20 protein-coding genes and 1 riboswitch are annotated in these 21476 nt (G+C 61.9%); of the genes, 8 read left to right on the plus strand and 12 right to left on the minus strand.

Going from position 1 to position 21476, the window contains the following annotated elements; genetic code table 11:
• The first annotated feature begins 319 nt into the window (after window positions 1–319).
• Window positions 320–589, plus strand: coding sequence for a hypothetical protein (locus tag K5607_RS15040; RefSeq protein ID WP_156302666.1), 270 nt, complete (start codon window positions 320–322; stop codon window positions 587–589).
• A 295-nt stretch (window positions 590–884) separates the two neighbouring features.
• Window positions 885–3818 (plus strand): bifunctional diguanylate cyclase/phosphodiesterase, encoded by a 2934-nt coding sequence (locus K5607_RS15045; RefSeq protein ID WP_221047499.1) that lies wholly within the window; start codon window positions 885–887, stop codon window positions 3816–3818.
• A 70-nt stretch (window positions 3819–3888) separates the two neighbouring features.
• Here the strand turns inward: K5607_RS15045 and K5607_RS15050 are convergent, their stop codons facing one another.
• Window positions 3889–4173: an Rdx family protein gene (locus K5607_RS15050; protein WP_221047500.1), complete on the minus strand. Its 285-nt coding sequence runs from the start codon at window positions 4171–4173 to the stop codon at window positions 3889–3891.
• 9 nt (window positions 4174–4182) lie between these two features.
• Window positions 4183–4989 carry a sulfite exporter TauE/SafE family protein gene (locus K5607_RS15055; RefSeq protein ID WP_221047501.1) on the minus strand — a complete coding sequence of 269 codons (807 nt, stop codon included), beginning with the start codon at window positions 4987–4989 and terminating at the stop codon, window positions 4183–4185.
• Between the two features lie 74 nt (window positions 4990–5063).
• On the opposite strand from K5607_RS15055, the gene K5607_RS15060 reads away from it, so the two are divergent.
• The 4 genes from K5607_RS15060 to K5607_RS15075 all read left to right on the plus strand — a co-directional run bounded on the left by K5607_RS15060 (window position 5064) and on the right by K5607_RS15075 (window position 7902).
• Window positions 5064–6296: a multifunctional CCA addition/repair protein gene (locus K5607_RS15060; RefSeq protein ID WP_221047502.1), complete on the plus strand. Its 1233-nt coding sequence runs from the start codon at window positions 5064–5066 to the stop codon at window positions 6294–6296.
• A 95-nt stretch (window positions 6297–6391) separates the two neighbouring features.
• Window positions 6392–6889: a hypothetical protein gene (locus K5607_RS15065; RefSeq protein ID WP_221047503.1), complete on the plus strand. Its 498-nt coding sequence runs from the start codon at window positions 6392–6394 to the stop codon at window positions 6887–6889.
• A 47-nt stretch (window positions 6890–6936) separates the two neighbouring features.
• Complete coding sequence (locus tag K5607_RS15070) at window positions 6937–7380, plus strand: universal stress protein (protein ID WP_054773986.1); 444 nt, start codon at window positions 6937–6939, stop codon at window positions 7378–7380.
• Window positions 7381–7386: 6 nt separating this feature from the next.
• The gene (locus tag K5607_RS15075; RefSeq protein WP_054773985.1) at window positions 7387–7902 is read left to right on the plus strand and encodes a SixA phosphatase family protein; all 516 of its coding nucleotides are present in this window, start codon (window positions 7387–7389) and stop codon (window positions 7900–7902) included.
• Between the two features lie 42 nt (window positions 7903–7944).
• Here the strand turns inward: K5607_RS15075 and minE are convergent, their stop codons facing one another.
• The 10 genes from minE to nhaD (K5607_RS15125) all read right to left on the minus strand — a co-directional run bounded on the left by minE (window position 7945) and on the right by nhaD (K5607_RS15125) (window position 17641).
• Window positions 7945–8211, minus strand: a complete 267-nt coding sequence (gene minE, locus K5607_RS15080; RefSeq protein WP_221047504.1) for a cell division topological specificity factor MinE — start codon at window positions 8209–8211, stop codon at window positions 7945–7947.
• A 3-nt stretch (window positions 8212–8214) separates the two neighbouring features.
• Window positions 8215–9027 carry a septum site-determining protein MinD gene (gene minD / locus K5607_RS15085; RefSeq protein ID WP_221047505.1) on the minus strand — a complete coding sequence of 271 codons (813 nt, stop codon included), beginning with the start codon at window positions 9025–9027 and terminating at the stop codon, window positions 8215–8217.
• 36 nt (window positions 9028–9063) lie between these two features.
• A complete protein-coding gene (minC, locus tag K5607_RS15090; protein WP_221047506.1) occupies window positions 9064–9819 on the minus strand; it encodes a septum site-determining protein MinC in 756 nt (251 codons plus the stop codon).
• Window positions 9820–9987: 168 nt separating this feature from the next.
• Window positions 9988–10608: a class I SAM-dependent methyltransferase gene (locus K5607_RS15095; protein WP_054773982.1), complete on the minus strand. Its 621-nt coding sequence runs from the start codon at window positions 10606–10608 to the stop codon at window positions 9988–9990.
• A gap of 183 nt (window positions 10609–10791) precedes the next feature.
• Complete coding sequence (locus tag K5607_RS15100; protein WP_054773981.1) at window positions 10792–11196, minus strand: ExbD/TolR family protein; 405 nt, start codon at window positions 11194–11196, stop codon at window positions 10792–10794.
• 2 nt (window positions 11197–11198) lie between these two features.
• Entirely contained in the window at window positions 11199–11861 is a 663-nt protein-coding gene (locus K5607_RS15105) for a MotA/TolQ/ExbB proton channel family protein (RefSeq protein ID WP_221047507.1), read from the minus strand.
• Between the two features lie 10 nt (window positions 11862–11871).
• On the minus strand, window positions 11872–12525 hold the full coding sequence (locus K5607_RS15110; RefSeq protein ID WP_246598883.1) for an energy transducer TonB: 654 nt from the start codon (window positions 12523–12525) through the stop codon (window positions 11872–11874).
• A 125-nt stretch (window positions 12526–12650) separates the two neighbouring features.
• A complete protein-coding gene (locus tag K5607_RS15115; protein WP_054774732.1) occupies window positions 12651–14534 on the minus strand; it encodes a potassium transporter Kup in 1884 nt (627 codons plus the stop codon).
• Between the two features lie 18 nt (window positions 14535–14552).
• Window positions 14553–16133, minus strand: coding sequence for a sodium:proton antiporter NhaD (gene nhaD / locus K5607_RS15120; RefSeq protein ID WP_221047508.1), 1581 nt, complete (start codon window positions 16131–16133; stop codon window positions 14553–14555).
• A gap of 158 nt (window positions 16134–16291) precedes the next feature.
• Window positions 16292–17641, minus strand: a complete 1350-nt coding sequence (gene nhaD, locus K5607_RS15125; RefSeq protein ID WP_054774063.1) for a sodium:proton antiporter NhaD — start codon at window positions 17639–17641, stop codon at window positions 16292–16294.
• 324 nt (window positions 17642–17965) lie between these two features.
• Here nhaD (K5607_RS15125) and nhaD (K5607_RS15130) point away from each other — a divergent pair, with 324 nt between their 5' ends.
• Both nhaD (K5607_RS15130) and thiC read left to right on the plus strand, forming a co-directional pair.
• Entirely contained in the window at window positions 17966–19210 is a 1245-nt protein-coding gene (gene nhaD / locus K5607_RS15130; protein WP_221047509.1) for a sodium:proton antiporter NhaD, read from the plus strand.
• A gap of 107 nt (window positions 19211–19317) precedes the next feature.
• Window positions 19318–19421: riboswitch (TPP riboswitch) on the plus strand.
• Window positions 19422–19509: 88 nt separating this feature from the next.
• Entirely contained in the window at window positions 19510–21384 is a 1875-nt protein-coding gene (thiC, locus tag K5607_RS15135; protein WP_221047510.1) for a phosphomethylpyrimidine synthase ThiC, read from the plus strand.
• Window positions 21385–21476: the final 92 nt, after the last annotated feature.

Raw genomic sequence — 21476 nt, forward strand, 5'->3', positions numbered from 1 at the left:
TCCCACGTTTCCCATGCCGCCGATGGTGCGCCCGCCTCCGCCCCATAGAGATGCCGCCCAACCGGACACGACACCAAACATACTCTTAGTCGAGAACCCCGTTGCCTTTTGCAGGCGAGCACCCGCCGAGGTCGTGACTGTTATCACAAAAATACTACACCGCAGACCTTAATATCCCTTTAACCATAAATCGTGCCCTATATCATCGAAAGCCCGCCAATCCATGATTCATAATAATCAGCAGCGATCGAATACCGTATTTTTTATACACATACCGTGGCAACGGTAAATCGGGTTAGCGCAAATCGCTGGGGTATTTTTGCGTATTGCAAAAGCGGGCACCGCCTGCGATACGACGATATTCGTTGAACGCATAACAGCCGACAACCTGCATAAAAACGCAGCGGCGACGGCCAGCACCGGCTGGCCGGGAAAAGTCTCGCAACGCCGAATGACCGCACATATTGGATGGACAATCGGCGGGGTTAATAATCGGCGCCCCGGCTCCGTGCAGGACCGCCCTTGGTTTCTGGTCGGCGGCGTCTACCCTGGAGAAGATTTTCCAACGCATGCCGGCATCAGGTATTAGTATGACGCTGCGGGCCGGGGAACGACGCCGTTTGAGCGAACGCAAAACGGTACCGCGAAATACCGGTTTAATGCTCGCCGGGCAAACCGAACACCGGCAGACCCGCGCGACGAGGGAAATTGCCTATCTTGTACGAAGATCGGTTTTTTGCGTGACCAACAAAAGCGCATGGGATAACGCCATAGCCAGATATGGCGCATCCCGCCGCTTACCGGGCATTTAAAAGTTTGACGGCGAGTCTCGCTTTCAGTGCCGTCGGGTCGGCCGAACGAAAAACCACAAGGAGCGTTGCGCCATGGCACAGACTCGCTTTTTCAGCCTTCGAGCCAGGTTGCTGCTATTGGTTGGGCTCGCCGTCTTGCCGTTATTTGCCGTGGTTGTTTACGACAGCCTGCGGCAACGCCAGGAATCCCTCGCCGCCGCCCAGCGCCAAGCGCAGGAACTGGCGGAAACGGCGGCGCTGCAGCAGCAACTGATTTTTGGACACACCCAACAGATACTGTCCTCGCTGGCTAAAACCGGCGAACTTTATACCGGCAAAATACAAGGGAAATGCGCGGAACTGGGCACCGAATGGCTGCGCCGCTTCCCCTATTACATCAACTTCGGACTGATCGCTCCCGACGGCACGGTGTTGTGCAGCGTGGTGCCTTTCAAAGGCGCGGTCAATTTGGCCGACCGCGATTATTTTCGCCAAGCCCGGGACAGCCGCGACTTCGCCATCGGCCGCTACCAAACCGGCCGCATCACCGGAAAACCCACGGTAAATGCCGCCTATCCGTTGGTAAGCGAAGGCCGCTTGGTCTACGTCGCCTATCTTGCCATCGATTTATCCTGGCTAAACACGCTGCTGAGCCACATTCAGCTGCCGCCCGACTCCAACGTGGCGCTCATCGACAACGAAGGCACGGTGTTGGCGGCTTACCCCCCCGACACGTTTAACATCGGCCAAAGCCTGCCGGATTTTCCCCGGCTCAGGGCGGCCATGGCCCTCGGACCCAGCAGCGTCACCGAATGGATCGACGAAGCGCAGATCGAGCGGGCAACGCTACTCCATGCGTTGGACTCCACCTCCAGGGGGTCCACCTTTCTCACCCTGAGCACCCCCAAGCGGCGGCTGTACGCGGAAGCCAACCGCATGCTCGGCCAGCGCCTCGCATGGCTCGGCCTGGCCCTGGCGTCGGTGCTGGCCGCGGCGTGGTTGGGCAGTGACGTGTTGATTCTGCGCAAATTGCGGCGGCTTAACGCCGCGATCCTCGACTTCGGCCAAGGCGATCTCAGCGCGCGCACCGGACTGGCTCCGGCCGCCGACGAGCTGGGCACACTGGCGAAATCGTTCGACCACATGGCGCACAGGCTGCAACAGCAGGAAGAAAAGCTACAACAGGCCATCACCGAGCTGGGCAACGTGAACCGCGCCCTGCACCTGCTCAGCGCCGGCAATCGCACCTTGCTGCACGCCAAGGAAGAAACGGCGCTGCTCCAAGCCATGTGCCGGGTGGCCGTGGAAAAAGGCCATTACCTCATGGCGTGGGTCGGCTATTGCGCGGACGACGAAAGCCAAGCCATTCTTCCCATGGCGCACGCCGGCGTCGCCCTCGATTACCTGCAACGGATCCGCGTCAGCTGGGGGGATAACGAATTCGGGCAAGGCCCCATAGGACGAGCCATCCGCTCCGGCAGCCCTTTCGCGGTGAACGACACGCTCACCGATCCCGCGTTCTCGCCCTGGCGCGAGGCGGCGGAGAAAAACGGCTATCGCTCGGTGATCGCATTGCCGTTGCGGGTGGACGGCAAAGCGCTGGGGGTGTTGGCGATTTATGCGCGCGAACCCGATGTGTTCGGCGCCCAACAGCTGGAACTGCTCAGCGAAACGGCGGCGGACCTGGCATACGGAATCGCCACCATCCGTCTGCGCGCCGACCACGAAAAAGCCCAAGCCTCCCTGGTGAAGCTGGCTTTCCACGACACGTTGACGGACCTGCCCAACCGCGCCGCCCTCAACCAGCGCCTCAGCGAGCTGTTGGCCCGGTCGCGCGACCGCAACCTGCCGTTCGCCCTGCTGGAACTGGACGTCAACCGGCTGCGCGACTTCAACGAAGCGTTCGGCTACGGCGAAGGAGACCTGCTGTTGCACAAGCTGGCCCAGCGCCTGCGCAGTGCCGTCGCGGACGGCGACATGGTCGCGCGCATCGGCGAGGACGAATTCGGCATTCTCCTTCCCGGCTGCGACGCTTCCCGCGCCCAGGAGGTGGAAAACCGCATCCTCCAATACCTGGAAGAGCCTTTCGAAATCAACAACTTGGTCATTGACGTACGCACCACCACCGGCATCGCCCTGTTTCCCGAACACGGGGATAGCGTCGATTTGCTGTTCCGCCGCGCCAATAAGGCGATGTACGAGGCGAAACAGAAAGGCGCCGATTACTTGTTGTTCGACGGCGGCGAAGACCAGGACTGCGCCCGCCGCCTCATGCTGGTGGGCGAGCTGCGGCGGGCGGTGGAGAGTCCGCCGCAGCTGTTGCTGTACGGGCAACCCAAGATCGATCTCCGCACCGGCAAGGCCAGCAGCGCCGAACTGCTGATGCGCTGGCAGCATCCGGTGCGGGGCATGATAGCGCCGGGCGAATTCATACCGCTCGCGGAACGCACCGGATTGATCAAGCCGCTGACCTACTGGGCCCTGGAGGCCGGCATGAGCCACGCCCACGCCTTGCTGCAAAAGGGTTTGGACGTGGCGCTCGCGGTCAATCTTTCCGTCTGCAACCTGCACGATCCCAAGCTGCTGGAACGGATCGACGAGCTCTGCCAAACCTGGGGCGTGGCCGCCGAAAAAATCCAGCTGGAACTGACGGAAAGCGCCTTGATGGACGACCCGGACAGCGCGTTGAAAACGCTGTGCCAACTGAGCCGGCGGGGCTTCGAATTGCACGTGGACGACTTCGGCACCGGCTACTCGTCCCTCAGCTATTTGCAGAAGCTGCCGGTCAGCATCATCAAGATCGACCAGTCGTTCGTCCGGGATATGGACAGCAATCCCAACTCCGCCACCATCGTGCACTCCACCATCGAACTGGCCCATAGCCTCAACCTCAAGGTTGTCGCCGAAGGCGTGGAAAGCCAGGTGATCCTCGATCGGCTAGCCTCGCTGGGCTGCGACATGGCGCAGGGATACCACATCGCCAAGCCCATGGCGGTCGAACAACTGGCCGCATGGCTGGACCGTTGACCAAGCCTAAACGACGCCCGCCGCCTGTCGCGGGACAGGGCCTACGCGCACTCGCGCGCCGGCGATAACACTAGGCTTTGGGCTCGGAATGGCCCAAGGGCTTATCCGGGGCGACCAAGTCGCGCAGTCGCTGCTTCAACTCCTTGGCCTCCGGAAACCGCCCCTCCTGCTTGCGCGACCAAAGCAACGCCCCCTCTCCGCGCACTTCGAAGACGCCGCCGGTGCCGGGAATCAACGCCACCTCGCCGATCTCCTGCTCGAAGGTGGTCAACAACTCCTGGGCCAGCCAGGCGGCGCGCAGCAGCCAGCGGCATTGGGTGCAGAATTCGATTTCGATGCGGGGTTTGCGGGTCATAGTGGAAGCTCAAAATATCGGCCAAGATTGCTGCAACAGACGCCCGGCCACCAGCACCAGCAAGGCGGCGAAACAGCGCTTCAAACCAGCGGCGGGCAAGCGATGCGCCAGCCGGGCGCCCAGCGGCGCGAAAAACATGCTGCACAAGGCGATACCGGCGAGAGCCGGCAGGTAAATATAACCGCAGCTCAGCGGCGGCAAGCCGGAACGATGCCAGCCCAAATACAGATAGGTCAGCGCCCCGGCCAAAGCGATGGGCAAACCGCAGGCGCTGGATGTCGCCACCGCCTGGGCCATGACAACGCCGCGCTTCACCAAGTAAGGCACGGTCAAAGTGCCGCCGCCGATGCCGACAATGGCCGACAACAAGCCGATGCCGGCCCCCGCCGCGCCGTTGCGCCAACAGGAAACGCGGCCGCTTCCGCCGGCGGCGCGCTTGGCAAACAGCAATCGCCCCGCCACGAACAACAAAAACAACGCAAACGCCAGTTTCAACGTACGCCCGGGCAAGTGCTCCGCCAGCACCGCCCCGACCGCCGCGCCCGACAATATCCCCGGCGCCAGGCGCCATACCCAAGGCCATTGCACCGCCCCACGGCGCTGGTGGGCGGCCACGGCGGAAACGGAGGTGGCGATGATGCTGGCCAGCGAAGTGGCCACGGACATCACCATCACCAGCTCGTCGGCGATGCCCTGGGACGGAAAGACCATGGCCAACAGCGGCACGATCACCACGCCGCCGCCCACGCCAAACAAACCGGAGAGCACCCCGGCCACGGCGCCCACGGCGCCATAAAGCAGAAAAACGTCGGACACGGAACGCCTGTTTACCAGTTGGCTAAGAGCGGCTTATGCTAGCAACAAACAGCGGATAAACAGCAAACGAAAGCATGAAGAAATACCTCGTGGGCGGCGCGGTGCGGGATAAATTGCTGGGCCAGCCGGTGAAAGAACGGGATTGGGTGGTGGTGGGCGAAACGCCCGAGTCGATGGCGGCGCGCGGCTTTCGCCCGGTGGGGCGCGACTTCCCCGTCTTCCTCCACCCGCAAACCCACGAGGAATACGCCCTGGCGCGCACCGAGCGGAAAACCGCCCCCGGCTACCGCGGCTTCGTAGTGCACGCCGAACCGGACGTGACCCTGGAGGAGGATTTGCGGCGGCGCGATTTCACCGTCAACGCCATGGCCGAGGACGAAGAAGGCAACCTCATCGATCCTTTCGGCGGGCGCAGCGACCTGGCAGCGCGAACGCTACGCCACGTCTCCCCGGCGTTCCAGGAGGATCCCGTGCGCATCCTGCGGGCGGCGCGCTTCATGGCCCGTTACGCCCATCTGGGCTTTCGCATCGCCGCGGAAACCAACAGTCTCATGGCTGCCATGGCTCAGGCGGGAGAAGTGGACGCCCTGGTGGCGGAGCGGGTGTGGGCCGAGTTGGAAAAAGCGTTGGCCGAGCCCGCCCCTTCCGCTTTCTTCCGCGTGCTGGCCGACTGCGGCGCGCTGCAGCGGCTTTTCCCGGAAATCCACGCCCTGTTCGGCGTGCCCCAGCCGCCCCGCTATCACCCGGAAGTCGATACCGGCGTCCACACCTTGCTGGTCCTGGACCAGGCGGCCCGCCTCTGCCCGGACCGGCAGGTGCGCTTCGCCGCCCTCACCCACGACCTGGGCAAGGCGCTGACGCCGCCGGAAGCCTGGCCCAGCCACCACGGCCACGAGGAACTGGGACTGGCGCCCCTGGACGCCCTGTGCCGCCGCGTCAAAGCGCCCAACGACTACAAAATCCTGGCGGAAAAAGTCATGCGCTTCCACGGCCGCTGCCACCGCGCCTTGGAACTGCGCCCGGCCACCGTAGTGGACCTGTTCCAGTCCTTGGACGTGTTCCGCCAGCCGCAACGGCTGGAGAAATTTCTGTTGGCCTGCGAAGCCGACGCCAGGGGACGCGCCGGCCTGGAAGACATCGACTACCCGCAAGCCGGCTATTTGCGTGCGGCCCATGCGGCGGCGCAGGCCGTATCGGCCAAACCCCTGTTGGAGGAAGGCTACACCGGAGCCGCCTTGGGCGAGGAACAACGGCGGCGACGCATCCTGGCGGTGCGGGCGTTACGGCCGGACGCCGCCGACCGATAAAGCGCTTTAGAACCAGGCCCCGTTTGCGCAAGCCGCGCATTTGTCCCGGCAACGATGTGTGCTAAGTTTCCCGCCTTCGTTTGCGAGGTTCGATCATGCCGCTGTTGAAACTGTTCCTGGACATTTGTCTTTACCGCAAAGGACCGCAGGATTTGCCGGCTTCCGGCTTTTTGTTCCGCTTGGTGCTGGCTGCCTACCTGGCCCTGGGCACGCTGTTGCTGGCGCCGGACGTGGGCTGGCCGCAAGCCGCCCTGCAAACCGCCACGGAAACCGTCATGAGCCTGGCGGTGGTGGCGGCGCTGCTCTACACCGTCAACCGGCCCAAGCGCTTCCTGCAGATGGCCATCGCCTGGCTGGGCACCGACGCCCTCATCAGCGCCCTGGGCATCCCGCCGCTGCAACTGCTGGCCGGCTTCGGCGCCGGCGAGTTGCTGGGCATTTTATGGCTGGGCCTGGTGGGCTGGCACGTGGCCATCATGGCCCATATCGTCCGCCATGCGCTGTCCCAGCCGCTGCCCATCGGCTTTGTCGTGGCCGTACTGTACACCGTGGTGTCGTTCCAATTGATGGCGTTTTTGTTTCCCGCCCCTTAATGCCTTAGCATAAAACCACCACCCGCAATCCGCCGGAGAAACGACCCATGCAAGCCTACCGCCACATTCTCATGGCCACCGACTTCGGCGCAGGCAGCGAAATCGTCGCCCGCCGCGCCCACGACCTGGCGCAGCGCAATCAAGCCAAGCTGACGCTGCTACACGTGGTGGACTACATGCCCATCGCCGACTCGGCCTACGGCCCGGCCGTGCCCTTCGACGTGGAGCTGAGCGACGAACTGGTGCAAACAGCCAAGCGCCGCTTGCTAAGCATGGCGCAAGATCTGGGCGTGGCGGAGTCCGACTGCGTGGTGGAAATCGGCAGCCCCAAGGTGGAAGTGATCCGGATCGCCGAGGAAAACGGCGTGGACCTGATCGTGGTCGGCACTCACGGTAAGCACGGCCTGCAGCTGTTGCTGGGCTCCACGTCGTCCAGCTTGCTGCACTACACCCGCTGCGACGTGCTGGCCGTTCGCCTGAAGAAAGACTGAGCCGCCATGGCGAAACGCTTGATTCTGTTGCGCCACGCCAAAAGCAGCTGGAAACGATTGGAACTGGCGGACTTCGATCGGCCCTTGAGCGGCCGCGGCAAGCGCGACGCGCCCGCCATGGGCTTGCGCCTGAAAGCGTGGGGCGCTTGCCCCGACCTGATCCTATCCAGCCCGGCCAAGCGGGCGCGCAAAACCGCCAAAATCGTCGCAGAGGCATTAGGCTATCCCGGCAAGGCCATTCGTTGCGACGAACGGCTTTACCTGCAAGGCGTGCAGGCGCTATTGGCAGCGCTGACGGAAACCGACGACCGCTTTGACGAAGTGATGCTGGTCGGCCACAACCCGGACATCACCGAACTGGCCGAACGACTGACGGGGGATGACTTTAGCGAGATTCCCACCGCGGGCGCGGTGGTCATCCGTGTGGAGGGGACAAGCTGGCGCGAACTGGCCCGATTCGGGGGCGGGACGCTGTGGTTCGACTACCCGAAAAAACACTCGCCGGCCAACGCCCCTTCCTAGGGAACGAAGCCGTCCGGCGCTGTTAGGAGCGCCGAGAGTTCTCTAGCGGCGGCGCCTGCCTTCGTTCTCCGGCAGAACGATGTTCAACTCGAGAACCTCCCGGTTGTCGTCCTGCTCCATGTGGACGCTGATGGCGTCCTGCTCTACCGACACGTATTTGCGGATCACTTCCAGCAACTCCGCTTGCAGCTTGGGTAAGTAGTCCGGCCGATTGCGTTCCGAGCGTTCGTGGGACACCAGGATTTGCAGCCGTTCCTTGGCGACGGCCGCCGAGGAGGGTTGCTTGCGAAAATAGTCGATCAACCCCATGACCTAGCCCCCACCAAATAAGCGCCCGAACATCCCCTTCTTTTCTTCGTCGATGAAGCGATAGGGCACGTTGTCGCCCAGATAGCGCCGCACCACGTCCATATAGGCTTGGCCGGCGTCGCTCTTGTCGTCCAGAATGACCGGATTGCCCGAGTTGGAGGCGCCCAACACGGCGGCGGATTCAGGGATCACGCCCAAAAGATGCAGGGCGAGAATGTCTTGCACGTCTTTCACGCTGAGCATTTCGCCCAGTTTGACCCGCTTCGGCGAATAACGCGTCAACAGCAGGTATTCCTTGATGGGCTCCATGTTTTGCTCGGCCCGGCGCGATTTGCTGGCCAACAGGCCCAGCATGCGGTCCGAGTCGCGCACCGAGGACACCTCCGGGTTGGTCACCACGATGGCGTCGTCGGCGAAATACATGGCCAGATGGGCGCCCCACTCGATGCCCGCCGGCGAATCGCAGACGATGTATTCGAAAGTCTTGGACAACTCTTCCAAAATCCGCCCCACCCCTTCCATGGTGAGCGCGTCCTTGTCGCGGGTCTGGGATGCGGGCAGGATGGAAAGGTTCTCGCAGCGCTTGTCCTTGATCAACGCCTGATTGAGGCTGGCCTCTTCGTTGATGACGTTGATGAGGTCGTACACCACGCGCCGCTCGCACCCCATGATCAAGTCCAGGTTGCGCAGGCCCACGTCGAAGTCGATCACGACGGTGCGGTGGCCCTTCAGCGCCAAGCCCATGGAAAACGCGGCGCTGGTGGTGGTCTTACCCACACCGCCTTTGCCCGATGTCACAACAATGATTCTTGCCAACTTCCTTTCCTCCGACAGTAAACTGGGATTGCAGGGTTACAGCGGTTCGATGATGAGCGATTCGCCCTGCAGGTAAATCTGCACGGCCTTGCCGCGTACGCTGTCGTCCAGGTTTTCGCTGATGCGGTAATTGCCCGCCACCGACACCAGCTCGGCCTGCAAGTCCTGGCAGAAAATGCGGCAACTGGTGTCGCCGTTGACGCCGGCCAGGGCGCGTCCGCGCAAAGTGCCGTAAACATGGATATTGCCGTCGGCGATGATTTCCGCCCCGGCGCTGACGGTGGCCATCACGATCAAATCGCCCTTCTGAGCATAGACCCGCTGTCCCGAGCGTATCGGCTGGGTGATCGTCCGCGTGCGCTTTTCCGCCGATTGCGCATCGATCTGGGGTTGCTCCGACCTAGGCGCGGCTTCCACCGGAGCGGCCGTCTCGCCGCTGCCGCTATATACCGCTTGCGGTTCGGAGCGCCCCTCGAACACCACCAGCCCGGCCGCCTGCGCGGTCTGGTGCAAGTCTTCGCTGCCGCCGCGCACGCCGATGGGCTGCACGCCCAACGCGCGCAGCTTGCTCAACAAAGCAGAAAAGTCTACGTCGCTGGCGACCAAGCCGCTCAGCTCGACCATCACCGGCGCGTTGCGGAAAAACTCCGGCGCCTGATCGATTTTCTCGGCGAACTGCTCGGCGACCAGATCGATATCGGCGGTCAATAAACGCAATACCGGCACGGTAACCGAACCGCTGCGCAGCTCAATGGCCGGCCTGATTTTTTGGGGACGGGGAGGGGCGCTCATCCTATTCGCTTGAAAGTTGGGCCATCGGCAATAATGTACGGCAGTTTAGCATTACCGCCACCGCATGGTAAACGCCACGGGACCGGCGCCGGCGCGCGCCGAAAACCGCCGGAAGCGACCGGTTTCCCAGGCCGCCACGAGACGCAAGGCCAAGGCGGCTCGGCGGGATTAAGCGTCCTTGCGCAAATGCAGCAAGGTGAACAATCCCATGGGCGGCAGGGTATGGCGGCTCACTTCCTTGAGCGAGGTATGGGACAGGATTTCCTGCACCGGCATGTCGGGACGCCAGCCCAGGCGCTCCGACAAAGGCGCCAGCATGCCTTCGAAACGGCGGCGAAAACCGCTTTCCGAGGCGAAATGGTTGACGATGACCACGCTGCCGCCGGGCTTGCACACCCGCTCGATTTCCCGCATCACCTTGGCCGGCTCCGGCACCACCGACATGACGTAGGCCGCCACCACCGTGTCGAAACTGTTATCGGCGAAAGTCATTTGCCGCGCATCCATGATTTCCAGGCTCTGCACGTGGGCCAGCCGCTTGCGGGCGATACGCTGATGGGCGCGTTCCAACATGTGGGGCGACACGTCGATGCCGTAGATCTTGTGATCGTGGCGGTAATGGCGCAGGCCGATGCCGGTGCCGACGCCCACTTCCAGCACGGCGCCGGGGCGGTGGTTGGAAATTTCCGCCGCCAGCGCCCGGCCGTGGAAGCTCAAAAGCCAGCCGAACGTGTGGTCGTACACCGGCGCATAACGGGCATACGACTTCAAAATGGACTCGATTTGCATCTCTCTCCCCTGCCGGCCAAGGCGGACCGCCTGGTGGTTGTGGTTATGGGTTGCGCGCCCGGCGGACGCAGAAAACGGCGCAGCAACCCGGCAGGCCGCCGCACCGTTCGATGATGGGGATATGGTATAGGCTGGATGCGGAATTACAACCGGCCCCCGGGGCCGGAACGCACCGCCCGAGAACTATTGTTCCTGGGTGATGAAAGCCAGCTTGGTGATGCCGGCGTGCTGAGCCAGGGCCATCACCTGGGCGACCTTGCCGTAAGGCACGGCGGTGTCGGCGTGGAACTGCACGGTGGTCTCGGGATCGCCTTTCAATTGGTCGCTGAAGCGTTGCCCCAGGGCTTCCAGCGCCGTGGCCTGCTCGTTGACCGTGATGCCGCCCTGGGCGTCGATGCTGACCGTCAGCAGGTGTTTTTCCGGCGCCGGCGCGGCCTGTTCGGTTTTCGGCAGGTTGACGTGCACCGCCTGGGTCAGCAAAGGCGCTGTGACGATGAACACCACCAGCAGCACCAGCATCACGTCCACCAGCGGCGTGACGTTGATTTCGGCCATCGCTTCGTCGGAGGACTCGGTCTTGAACGCCATGCTTATTTACCCTCGTTGGCTTGCAGATTGGCCTTGACGGCCAGGTGGAGAAAATCGGTGGCGAAATATTCCAGTTCCGCCTCGCACAGCTTAACTTGGCGCAGGAAAAAATTGTAGGCCAGCACCGCTGGGATGGCCGCCGCGATGCCGATGGCTGTGGCGATCAAGGCTTCGCCGATGGGACCCGCCACCACGTCCAGGCTGGCGGAACCGGCGTGGCTGATGTCCTGCAAGGCGTGCATGATGCCCCACACCGTGCCGAACAGGCCGACGAAGGGCGAGGTGCTGCCGACGCTGGCGAGGATCGACAAGCCCTGCTCCAAGGCCTTGCGTTCCTTGCTGATCTGCTGGCGCAGGCAGCGCTCCAGGATTTCCTGCACGTCGCCGCTCAGTTGCAACATGCGCGACGTGTTGCCCTGCCAATCCGCCAGCAAGGCGAAACCGGCGCCGGCGATGCGGCCGATGGCGCTGGAAGACTGATCCAAGCGCACCGCTTCGCTCAGGTCGGCGGCGCTCCAAAAAGCCTGGGCGTAGGCGCGGTTGCCGCGGTTCACGCGCCACTGCTCGTAACTCTTGAGAAAAATGATCGCCCAAGTGACCACGGAAAAGCCGATCAACACCCAGAGCGTAATCTGGACGATGCCCGCCGACGACATTTCTACCATAGCCTTGCCCTCAGTTTTTTAGTTTGAAATCGATGGGGATGATGACCCAACTGTCCACCGCTTTGTCCCCTTCCTTGGCCGCGACGAAACGCCACTGCCGCACAGCCTCCAACGCCGCTTCGTCCAGAACGTCGTGGCCGCTGCTGCGCTCCAGCCGCACCTCGCCCGCGGTGCCGTCCGCCAGGATGCGGGTGCGAACCAGCACCTCGCCCTGCCAGTGGCGCTCCCGCGCCATGGATGGATAGCGGGGCGGCGGATTCTGCAAATAATTCGCCTTGTAATTGGCCTCTTGAAACGGCGCCGGAGCGGGCGCAGCAGGCGCTGCGGCGGCCGGCGGGGGCGGCGCTTCCGCTACCGGCTCCGGCGTAGGCGCGGGCTCCGCCTGTTTGAGCGGCACAGGCCGCGGCAAAGGCTTGGGCTTTTTCGGCAGCGGTTTTTCCGGCGGCTTGGGCGGGGGCGGTTTAGGCGGCTCGGGTTGCGGCTGGGCCACCAGCCTGGGTTGGCTGACCAACGCCACTTCCACCGCCCGTTCCAGGCGCGCCGGCACGGCGGCCGGCTGGTTGCGCCAAGCCTGCCATGCGGCCAAGTGCAGCGCGGTGGCGACAATAACGGCCAAAGTCCTGGCCGCCCAGCGATTTTGCGGGTCGGATCGTAAGATGTTCAAGAGGTTTAGCGCTGCCGCTCGCAAAGAACCGAATAGCCTGAAAAGCCCCGGCGCGAGGCCGCGCCGGCCGCGTCATTGTAATCCAGTTTTAAGCAAGGACCGCAGCAATAGGTGGGCCGCATCCGTCAGACCTCCACCACGCAGCCCAGCTCCAGCACTCGATCCACCGGCAACTGGAAAAACGCGATAGGACTGGAAGCGTTGCGGAACATGGAAATGAACAGCTTTTCCTGCCAGGGATTCAAGTCGGGACGATCCGACGGCATCAGCGTTTCCCGGCCGAGGAAGAAGGTGGTGTCGGCCAGCTCGATGTCCAGCCCGGCGCCGCGGCACAAGCGCAAGATCTTGGGCACGTTGGGCGACTCCATGAAACCGTAGCGGGCGGTGACGCGGTAGAAGCCGTGCTCCAGCCGCTCCACTTGAACGCGGCCGCTATCGGCGATGTGCGGCACGTCCTCGATATCCACCGTCAGCAACACCACCCGCTCGTGGACGACCTTGTTGTGCTCGAAGTTCTGCAACAACGTCACCGGCATGCTCAGATGCCGGGCGGTGAGGAAAACCGCCGTGCCGGACACCCGCTGCGGCGCCAGCCGACCGATGTCCTCCAGGAAGGTCTTCAGCGACATGGCCATGTTCTGGATGCGATGACGCAGCACCGTGCGGCCCTTCTGCCAAGTCCACATGATGAAGAATATCGTGATGCCCAACACCAAGGGGAACCAGCCGCCCTGGGGAACTTTGGGCACGTTGGCGCTGAAGAAGGCCAAATCCACCGAGAGGAAGACGCCGAACAACGGCGCCGCGTACAACGGCCGCCAACGCCAGAAATCCATGGCCACGATAAACGCCAGCAGGGTGTCGATCGCCATGGCCCCGGTCACGGCGATGCCGTAGGCGGCAGCCAGGTTGGAGGAGGTATGGAAATACAGCACCAGGCCGATCACGCCGAACAGCAGCATGCGGTTGATGCCGGGCACGTAGATCTGGCCGATTTCCGCTTCCGAGGTGTGCACGGTTTTCTGGCGCGGCAGGTAGTCCAGCTGCATGGCCTGGCGGGTGATGGAAAACGCGCCGGAAATCACCGCCTGGGAGGCGATCACCGTGGCCAGGGTCGCCAGGCCGATCATGGGCAGCAGCGCCCAGGACGGCGCCAGCAGGTAAAACGGATTCTGGATGGCTTGCGGATCGCGCAGGATCAACGCGCCCTGGCCCAGATAGTTGAGCATCAGCGGCGGCAGCACCAACAGGAACCAGGACACGCGGATCGGATTGGGACCGAAATGGCCCATATCGGCGTACAGCGCCTCGCCGCCGGTCAAGGCCAGCACCACGGCGCCCAGCACCAGGAAGCCGTGCCAGCGGTGCTCCGCGAAAAAGTGCAGGGCATGGGCCGGATTCAGCGCCTGCACGATTTCCGGGCTTTGCTGGATGCTCAGCACGCCCCAATACCCCAGCGCAAAAAACCACAGGCACATGATCGGGCCGAAGGCCAGGCCCACCTTGCCGGTGCCCAGGCGCTGGATGGCGAACAACCCCACCAGCACGACGATGGCGATGGGGAGAATGAAGGCATGCAAACCGGGCGCCGCCACCTCCAACCCTTCCACGGCGCTCAGCACGGAAATCGCCGGCGTAATAAAGCCATCGCCATAAAAAAGGGCTGTCCCGAACAGCCCAACCCCCATGATCCACGCTCGCTGCCAGGGAATATGGCGACGCTGCAACGCCAGCGTGGTCAAGGCCATGATGCCGCCCTCGCCTTGGTTGTCGGCGCGCATGATGAAGATCACGTACTTGATGGAAATGACCAACGTCAGCGACCAGAAAATCAGCGACAGGATGCCGAATACGTTGGCCTGGTCCACCGCCATCGCATGGGGGCCGTTGAATACCTCCTTCAGCGTATAAAGCGGGCTGGTGCCCACGTCGCCATATACCACGCCCACCGAAGCCAGGGAGAGCGTCAGGAAGCCGGAGCCTTTGGGTTCGTCGTGGGCATGGGTCATGATGCGGCTATCCGGTAATCAGAAATAACGGCCGTTGAGCAAAAAGTGCGCGCCGATGCTGGCGAAATACCCCAAGGCGATGGCCGGCGTCCACTTCAAATGGATCACGAAGCTGTAGGCGCCCTTGGCCTGGCCCAGCAGCCCCACGCCGGCCGCCGACCCCACCGCCAACAAGCTGCCGCCCACCCCGGCGGCCAGGGTCACCAACAGCCATTGGCCCTGGGAAATGTCCGGCGCCATGGTCAGCACCGCCAGCATGATGGTGCCGTTGTCGATGAAGGCCGAGGCGATACCCACCAGGATATTGGCCACGGTGGGGTCGATTTCGCCGTACAGGTAATGGGACGCCACGGTCAGGTAACCGAGGAAGCTCAAGCCGCCGACGCCGACCATCACGCCGTAGAAAAACAGCAGCGTGTCCCATTCCAGCTGGGCAACCTTTTGGAAAATATCGAACGGCTGGCTACGCTCCGCCTCGGCCAGGGCCTTGATCCGGCTCCGCTCCTGGGCGTCCAGCACCTGGCGCAATTGCTGTTCGGTGATGATGTGTTCGGTCAGCAGCAACTCGCCCAAACGGGGGCCGGCGACGGCCGGAGCGCTTTTCGCGGTGATCTCCATTTGCTGCAATTCCAGATCGTCCGGGTCGGCCACCGGCTGGGCGTCGGCCTCGCGTTGCGCCGTGACTTGCAGGTAAAAACTGAAGAACTTCAAGTAAGTCAGCCCCATCAACATGCCGGCCACCGGCGGCAGCTTGAGGAAGTTTTCGAAGCAAGCGGCCGTCACGATGGTCAAGGCGAACAGCACGATGATGGTCATACCGCCGCGCTTCAAGGCCGGCGCCTCCAGCACCGCCGCCGGCTTTTCCTTGGGTATCCAGAAATGCATGATGGCGGCCGGCACGGCGAAGTTGACGATGGACGGAAGCAGCAAGGCGTAGAAATCGCCGAAAGGCACCACGCCTTTTTGCCATACCAACAGGGTGGTGATGTCGCCGAACGGGCTGAAGGAACCGCCGGCGTTGGCCGCCACCACCACATTGATGCAGGACAAGGCGACGAACGTGGGACAGTCCTTGCCCATGGCCAAGATCACCGCCCCCATCAGCAACGCCGTGGTCAGGTTATTGCAGACCGAAGAAATCCAGAAAGCCAGAATACCGGTGATCCAAAAAAGCTGGCGATAACTGAAATTCTTGCTCAGCAGCCAGACCCGCAAGCTGTCGAAGACGCCCCGATCCTCCATGGCGTTGAGGTAAGTCATGGACACCATCACGAACAGGAACAGCTCCGCATAACCTTCCAGCGCCGAGCGGAACGCCGCTCCCACCAGTTCGCCCATGCCGCCGGCGGCATAGACGGCGGCGATCACCATCCAAATCAGGCTGGCCGCCAGCACCATGGGTTTGGACTTGCGCAGAGTGGTCAGTTCTTCGGTCGTGGCGAACAGGTAAGCGACGGTGAATAGCGCCAAAGCCAGATAGCCGGCCCAATGACCGGTCAAGTCGAGGGGCCGCGTCGAGGCGCCCGCATCTTCGGCCGCTACGGACAAGGAAGGGATAAGCAAAGCAAACGGGATCGGCAAATACTTCAGCAGGGGCATTTTGCGATGATCGGAAGTGGAAAAATCAGGTCAAAAACCGTGGGTTCTCGCCAGCGCCGCCGCGTTGCGCGGCGCGCCTTGAAGCAAAACACGCGGGAGAGCCATTCTACATGCGGATGCGGGCCAGTGATATCAATCACATTCGGCGAGCACGGCTCTCACGAATGCAGCCATTCGAATTGCATATACCAGATTGCGAAGGAGCCAAAAAAATTCGCCAACACCGCCGGCAGAAAACGCAAGTGCGCCGCGAAGGTATAACTGCGCTCAATGGACATGGCCACGACGCCGGCGGCGGAGCCCACCACGGTCAGACTGCCGCCCACGCCCACCATGAGCGTATTGAGGGTCCATTGGTCCAGCCCCAAGGTCGGACTCGACATGATCGCCGCCGCCTCCAGCAAGTTGTTGTCGATAAAGCTGGAAACCAAGCCGAGCAGCACGTTGACGAAAGTGGGCGACTCGTGGTCGTACAGCCAGGCGATATAGGACAGCCACCCTACATGGTTGAGCGCCGCCATGCCGGTGATGATGCCGATGTAATACATCAGCGTGCTCCACTCAACTTTCTGCAACTGGATTACCAGCGGCATTTCGATCCCCTTCTTCTTCAGATACCAGATGTAGAGCATCTCGAAACCCAAGCCGGTGCCGATAGCGAATTCTATGTCCACCTTCAGGTACATATTGAGCAATACCGCGCCGATGATGGCGGCCAAGCTGATGATGGTCAGCCCCACGCCGCCAGGCTTGATGCCGGCGACCGAGGGCGCGCCCGTCTCGTCCTCCCTGCGTCTACGCGGGACAGACTCCAGTTCCACTAGGCCTGCGACGGAACGAATCAGCGGCGTCCCATCCAAGCGACGCAGGTACAACCCATGCAAAACCAGCGCGCTGAGCACCCAGCCGAAAAAACTGGCGGGGAACAGCAATAAAAGATCGCTCAGCGTTAATCGGTCGGCCAGGATCACCATCAGGCTGGTGGAAGTGCCGACGAACCAAACGCCCGAATTGGAGGCGACGATGACGTTGCACAACGCCACGTGGGTGTATTTCTGATTGACGGAAATATTACGCACGGCGTTGCTGAACACGATAGACGTGGTCAAGCTGCTGATGAATGGACTCAATACCGCGCAGAAAAAGCCGGTAGCCCAGAACATGCCCCGAGGCCCCGCGCCTTGCCTCATCAGAAAGTCCGTCAACGCACCAAAAACATTCCGTTCGTTGAGAATTTCCACCATCATCCACATGAAGGCCATGAAGGTAATCAGGGCGAACAGACTCTCCTTGGTTTCCGCCTGCATGACCTTCAGCGCATGGAAGCGCTCCGGCCCTTCGCCGGTCATCAGATAGTACACACCCAGCACCGCCACCGAAGACATCATCAGCAGCGCCGGCTTGAACTTGTCCATCGCCAACTGGACTTCCAGGATGATGAGCGCGATCCCCACGACGAAGATGGCGAGTACGATGAAACCGATGGGCGAAAAAGGCACAATGGGCATGATAAGTCTCTGCGGAAGGTAGAGGGTTCAGGATCGGAGGCCGGCAGCCGGCCGCTAAACCGCGTCCGCGGGGAATTCTACCGCCCCCCCTTCCCCTGAAGGAACCGAGTCTGGGAAACAATTTGTCAACCAAGCCCGGCATGCAGACGGCGGGCGGATCGTCCGCTTAACCGCAAAAAGCCGAGCGATGCCCCAGGGCCGCCCGCCAGACCGAACTGAGCTAAACGGCCGCAGCGGCAAGACTCGCGCCGGCGACGTTCGCCGTTCGACTTTCGTACAGAGTTTTTTGCCGCAACGACGACCAACGCATTAACGAACAGCCTCATGCCAACGCTTTTCCTCTACACCTGCGCAGCCATGGCGTTTCTTTGCATTTTGTTCGAAGAACAGTCCAAGATAAGCAAAGCCAAAAGCACGCTGTTTTTCGGCTGCATGGCCTGGATCGGCATGTATATTGAAGCGGCCCAATCGGAGAGGCCGGAAATCACCGCCGGCTTCAACAGCAATATTCTTGAAATCGCCAGCTTGTGGCTTTTTCTATTCTCGTCCATGACGTTTGTGGCGTACATCAATCGCCGGGGCTTGATTGACGCTTTAATGCGATCGGTATTGCCGGCGAAGATGACGGTGAAAAACCTCTTCTACTCCGTCACCCTGTTCTCGTTTCTGTTCTCCCTGCTTTGCGACAATGCCACCACCGCTTTAGTCGTATCGTCCATTGTCGTGCCTTTGGATTTGGACAAATCCCAGCGTATTCACTTCGCGACGGCGATCATATTCGCCGTAACCGCTGGCGGCGTCGCCCTCATAACCGGCGACGTAACAACCATCATGATATTCCTCGCAGGGAAAGTGCATATCACCAATTTGCTGCTGCTTGGCGTCGCCGCGTTTGTCGCGGTGGGAGTCCTCGCCCTGCTGCTGGCTAGAGACATGGATGGCGACATCGATTTATCGCTGACCTATAAACGCGATTTTGTTTATAACCCGGTAGACATCCTGATCGCCGTCCTGTTCATCCTCACCATTCTGACAGCCATATTCCTCAACCTGTATTTCACTATTCCGCCGGTTCTCACATTCTTGTTTGGGTTGTCCATTATGCTGATTGTCGGGAGCTACCGGGGCGGCGACAAAATCCTGCACATGCTCGACTACATTCGGGAAATCGAGTTCGATTCCCTGCTGTTTTTTTTAGGCGTGCTGCTATTGGTCGGCATGCTGGCCCGTATACACGCCCTGGATGCCATTGCGGATATTTACGCGATACTACCGGCCAGCTTAACCACCTACGTCATCGGCATTCTCGCCGGGATAATCGGCAACGTGCCGCTTACCGCTGCCGTGCTCAAGGCCGATATCGACATGCCGGAACACCAGTGGCTGCTGCTGATTTACGCGGTCGTCATGGGAGGAACTCTGATAATAACGGGGTCTGCGGCGGGGATCGTCACCATGGGGAAAATACGGGAGGTAACCATGATGACGTATTTCCGCAACTTCGCTTATCTGGTGCTTGCCTACAGTGTCGGGTTCGGCGTGGTCATGATGCTTGGCCCCTTGGTTTGACGAGACGACACAGGCTAAGCGAAAGGCCCGATTCGAGACGAGACGGTTCCGCCCCACGCAAGCCGGCCTTGCAAATTGGCCGCCCATGCTTTAGTTTTGCGCGATATCAGCAAGGCTAGGGGCGCCCCGCCGAACATCGGCGCGGGCTGAGAATGCACCCTTTGAACCTGATCCGGTTAATACCGGCGTAGGAAAGCCGCAGCTTCGCTGCAAAGCCATAGCGGTATGGCTTAAGCGTCCGTGAAGCCCAGCATAGGCACCTGCGCCGCCTTTTGTCCCCCGTGCCCGGGAGTAGAGAAATGAGCGCAGTGTTACAAGAAATCGTCCATCCGGCGGTCACCGCCAAAAAAGCCTCCATCGCCCCCTTCCCGGCCTCGGAAAAAGTCTACGTCCAGGGCAGCCGTGCCGACCTGCGCGTGCCTTTCCGCAAAATCAGCCAGGAATCGACCCACACCACGGGCACCGCCGAGCAAAACCCGCCGGTGTACGTCTACGACACCTCCGGCCCCTACACCGACCCGGCGGTGGAAATCGATTTGCTGCAAGGCCTGCCCGCCCTGCGCGACGCCTGGATTCAGGAACGCGGCGACACCGAACAGCTGGCCGGCCCCAGCTCCGACTACGGCCAGGCCCGCCAGCACGACCCGGCCCTGGCCCATTTGCGCTTCGAACACATCCGCGCTCCGCGCCGCGCCAAGGCCGGCGCCAACGTCAGCCAGATGCACTACGCGCGCAAGGGCATCATCACGCCGGAAATGGAATACATCGCCATCCGCGAAAACCAGCGCATGGAAAGCCTGACGGAGCTCTACGCCCGCCAGCATCCCGGCCAGTCCTACGGCGCCGGCATCCCCAAAATCATCACCCCGGAATTCGTCCGCGACGAAGTGGCTAAAGGCCGCGCCATCATCCCGGCCAACATCAACCACCCGGAACTGGAGCCGATGATCATCGGCCGCAACTTCCTGGTGAAGATCAACTGCAACCTGGGCAATTCCGCCTTGTCCTCCTCCATCGAGGAAGAAGTGGAAAAAATGCTCTGGTCGATCCGTTGGGGCGGCGACACGGTGATGGACCTCTCCACCGGCAAGAACATCCACGAAACGCGGGAATGGATCATCAGGAACTCCCCGGTCCCCATCGGCACCGTGCCCATCTACCAGGCCCTGGAAAAAGTCGACGGCAAGGCCGAGGAACTGACCTGGGAAATCTTCCGCGACACCCTCATCGAGCAAGCCGAGCAGGGCGTGGACTACTTCACCATCCACGCCGGCATCCGCCTGCCCTTCATCCCGCTCACCGCCAAGCGCCTCACCGGTATCGTTTCCCGCGGCGGCTCCATCATGGCCAAGTGGTGCCTGGCGCACCACAAAGAAAGCTTCCTCTACACCCACTTCGAAGACATCTGCGAAATCATGAAGGCGTACGACGTGAGCTTCTCCTTGGGCGACGGCCTGCGCCCCGGCTCCATCCATGACGCCAACGACGAAGCCCAGTTCGCCGAGCTAAAGACCCTGGGCGAACTGACCCAGATCGCCTGGAAGCACGACGTGCAGACCATGATCGAAGGCCCCGGCCATGTGCCCATGCACATGATCAAGGAAAACATGGACCTGCAGCTGGAGCACTGCCACGAGGCGCCGTTCTACACCCTGGGCCCCTTGACCACCGACATCGCCCCCGGCTACGACCACATCACCTCCGCCATCGGCGCCGCCATGATCGGCTGGTACGGCACCGCCATGCTCTGCTACGTGACCCCGAAAGAGCACCTGGGTCTGCCCAACAAGCAGGACGTGCGCGACGGCATCGTCACCTACAAAATCGCCGCCCACGCCGCCGACCTGGCCAAAGGCCACCCCGGCGCCCAGTCCCGCGACAACGCCCTGTCCAAAGCCCGCTTCGAATTCCGCTGGCAGGACCAGTTCAACCTGTCCCTGGACCCGGAAAAAGCCCTGGAATTCCACGACGAAACCCTGCCGAAGGAATCAGCGAAAGTCGCCCACTTCTGCTCCATGTGCGGCCCGCACTTCTGCTCCATGAAGATCACCCAGGACGTGCGTGACTATGCCGCGTCCAAGGGCTTGAGCGATCAGGAAGCCCTCAACGAAGGCATGGAGGAAATGTCGGAGGAGTTCGTCAAGCAGGGGGCGGAGGTTTACCGCAAGGTGTAAGCGGTGCCCATGTCGCTTGCAGAAAAGGCCGGCGTTATGCCGGCCTTTTTGTTTTATGGGGCCATCACTAATCGGCGCCGAAGTTATTACCA

Source organism: Methylogaea oryzae, from assembly GCF_019669985.1.
GTDB lineage: Bacteria > Pseudomonadota > Gammaproteobacteria > Methylococcales > Methylococcaceae > Methylogaea > Methylogaea oryzae.

What these genes read in the sequence shown, in the direction of transcription:
- K5607_RS15045 (WP_221047499.1), top strand. Translation starts at nt 885, where the DNA reads ATGGCACAGACTCGCTTTTTCAGCCTTCGAGCCAGGTTGCTGCTATTG.
- K5607_RS15050 (WP_221047500.1), bottom strand. Translation starts at nt 4,173, where the DNA reads ATGACCCGCAAACCCCGCATCGAAATCGAATTCTGCACCCAATGCCGC.
- K5607_RS15060 (WP_221047502.1), top strand. Translation starts at nt 5,064, where the DNA reads ATGAAGAAATACCTCGTGGGCGGCGCGGTGCGGGATAAATTGCTGGGC.
- K5607_RS15065 (WP_221047503.1), top strand. Translation starts at nt 6,392, where the DNA reads ATGCCGCTGTTGAAACTGTTCCTGGACATTTGTCTTTACCGCAAAGGA.
- K5607_RS15070 (WP_054773986.1), top strand. Translation starts at nt 6,937, where the DNA reads ATGCAAGCCTACCGCCACATTCTCATGGCCACCGACTTCGGCGCAGGC.
- K5607_RS15075 (WP_054773985.1), top strand. Translation starts at nt 7,387, where the DNA reads ATGGCGAAACGCTTGATTCTGTTGCGCCACGCCAAAAGCAGCTGGAAA.
- minE (WP_221047504.1), bottom strand. Translation starts at nt 8,211, where the DNA reads ATGGGGTTGATCGACTATTTTCGCAAGCAACCCTCCTCGGCGGCCGTC.
- minC (WP_221047506.1), bottom strand. Translation starts at nt 9,819, where the DNA reads ATGAGCGCCCCTCCCCGTCCCCAAAAAATCAGGCCGGCCATTGAGCTG.
- K5607_RS15095 (WP_054773982.1), bottom strand. Translation starts at nt 10,608, where the DNA reads ATGCAAATCGAGTCCATTTTGAAGTCGTATGCCCGTTATGCGCCGGTG.
- K5607_RS15100 (WP_054773981.1), bottom strand. Translation starts at nt 11,196, where the DNA reads ATGGCGTTCAAGACCGAGTCCTCCGACGAAGCGATGGCCGAAATCAAC.
- K5607_RS15105 (WP_221047507.1), bottom strand. Translation starts at nt 11,861, where the DNA reads ATGGTAGAAATGTCGTCGGCGGGCATCGTCCAGATTACGCTCTGGGTG.
- K5607_RS15115 (WP_054774732.1), bottom strand. Translation starts at nt 14,534, where the DNA reads ATGACCCATGCCCACGACGAACCCAAAGGCTCCGGCTTCCTGACGCTC.
- nhaD (WP_221047508.1), bottom strand. Translation starts at nt 16,133, where the DNA reads ATGCCCCTGCTGAAGTATTTGCCGATCCCGTTTGCTTTGCTTATCCCT.
- nhaD (WP_054774063.1), bottom strand. Translation starts at nt 17,641, where the DNA reads ATGCCCATTGTGCCTTTTTCGCCCATCGGTTTCATCGTACTCGCCATC.
- nhaD (WP_221047509.1), top strand. Translation starts at nt 17,966, where the DNA reads ATGCCAACGCTTTTCCTCTACACCTGCGCAGCCATGGCGTTTCTTTGC.
- thiC (WP_221047510.1), top strand. Translation starts at nt 19,510, where the DNA reads ATGAGCGCAGTGTTACAAGAAATCGTCCATCCGGCGGTCACCGCCAAA.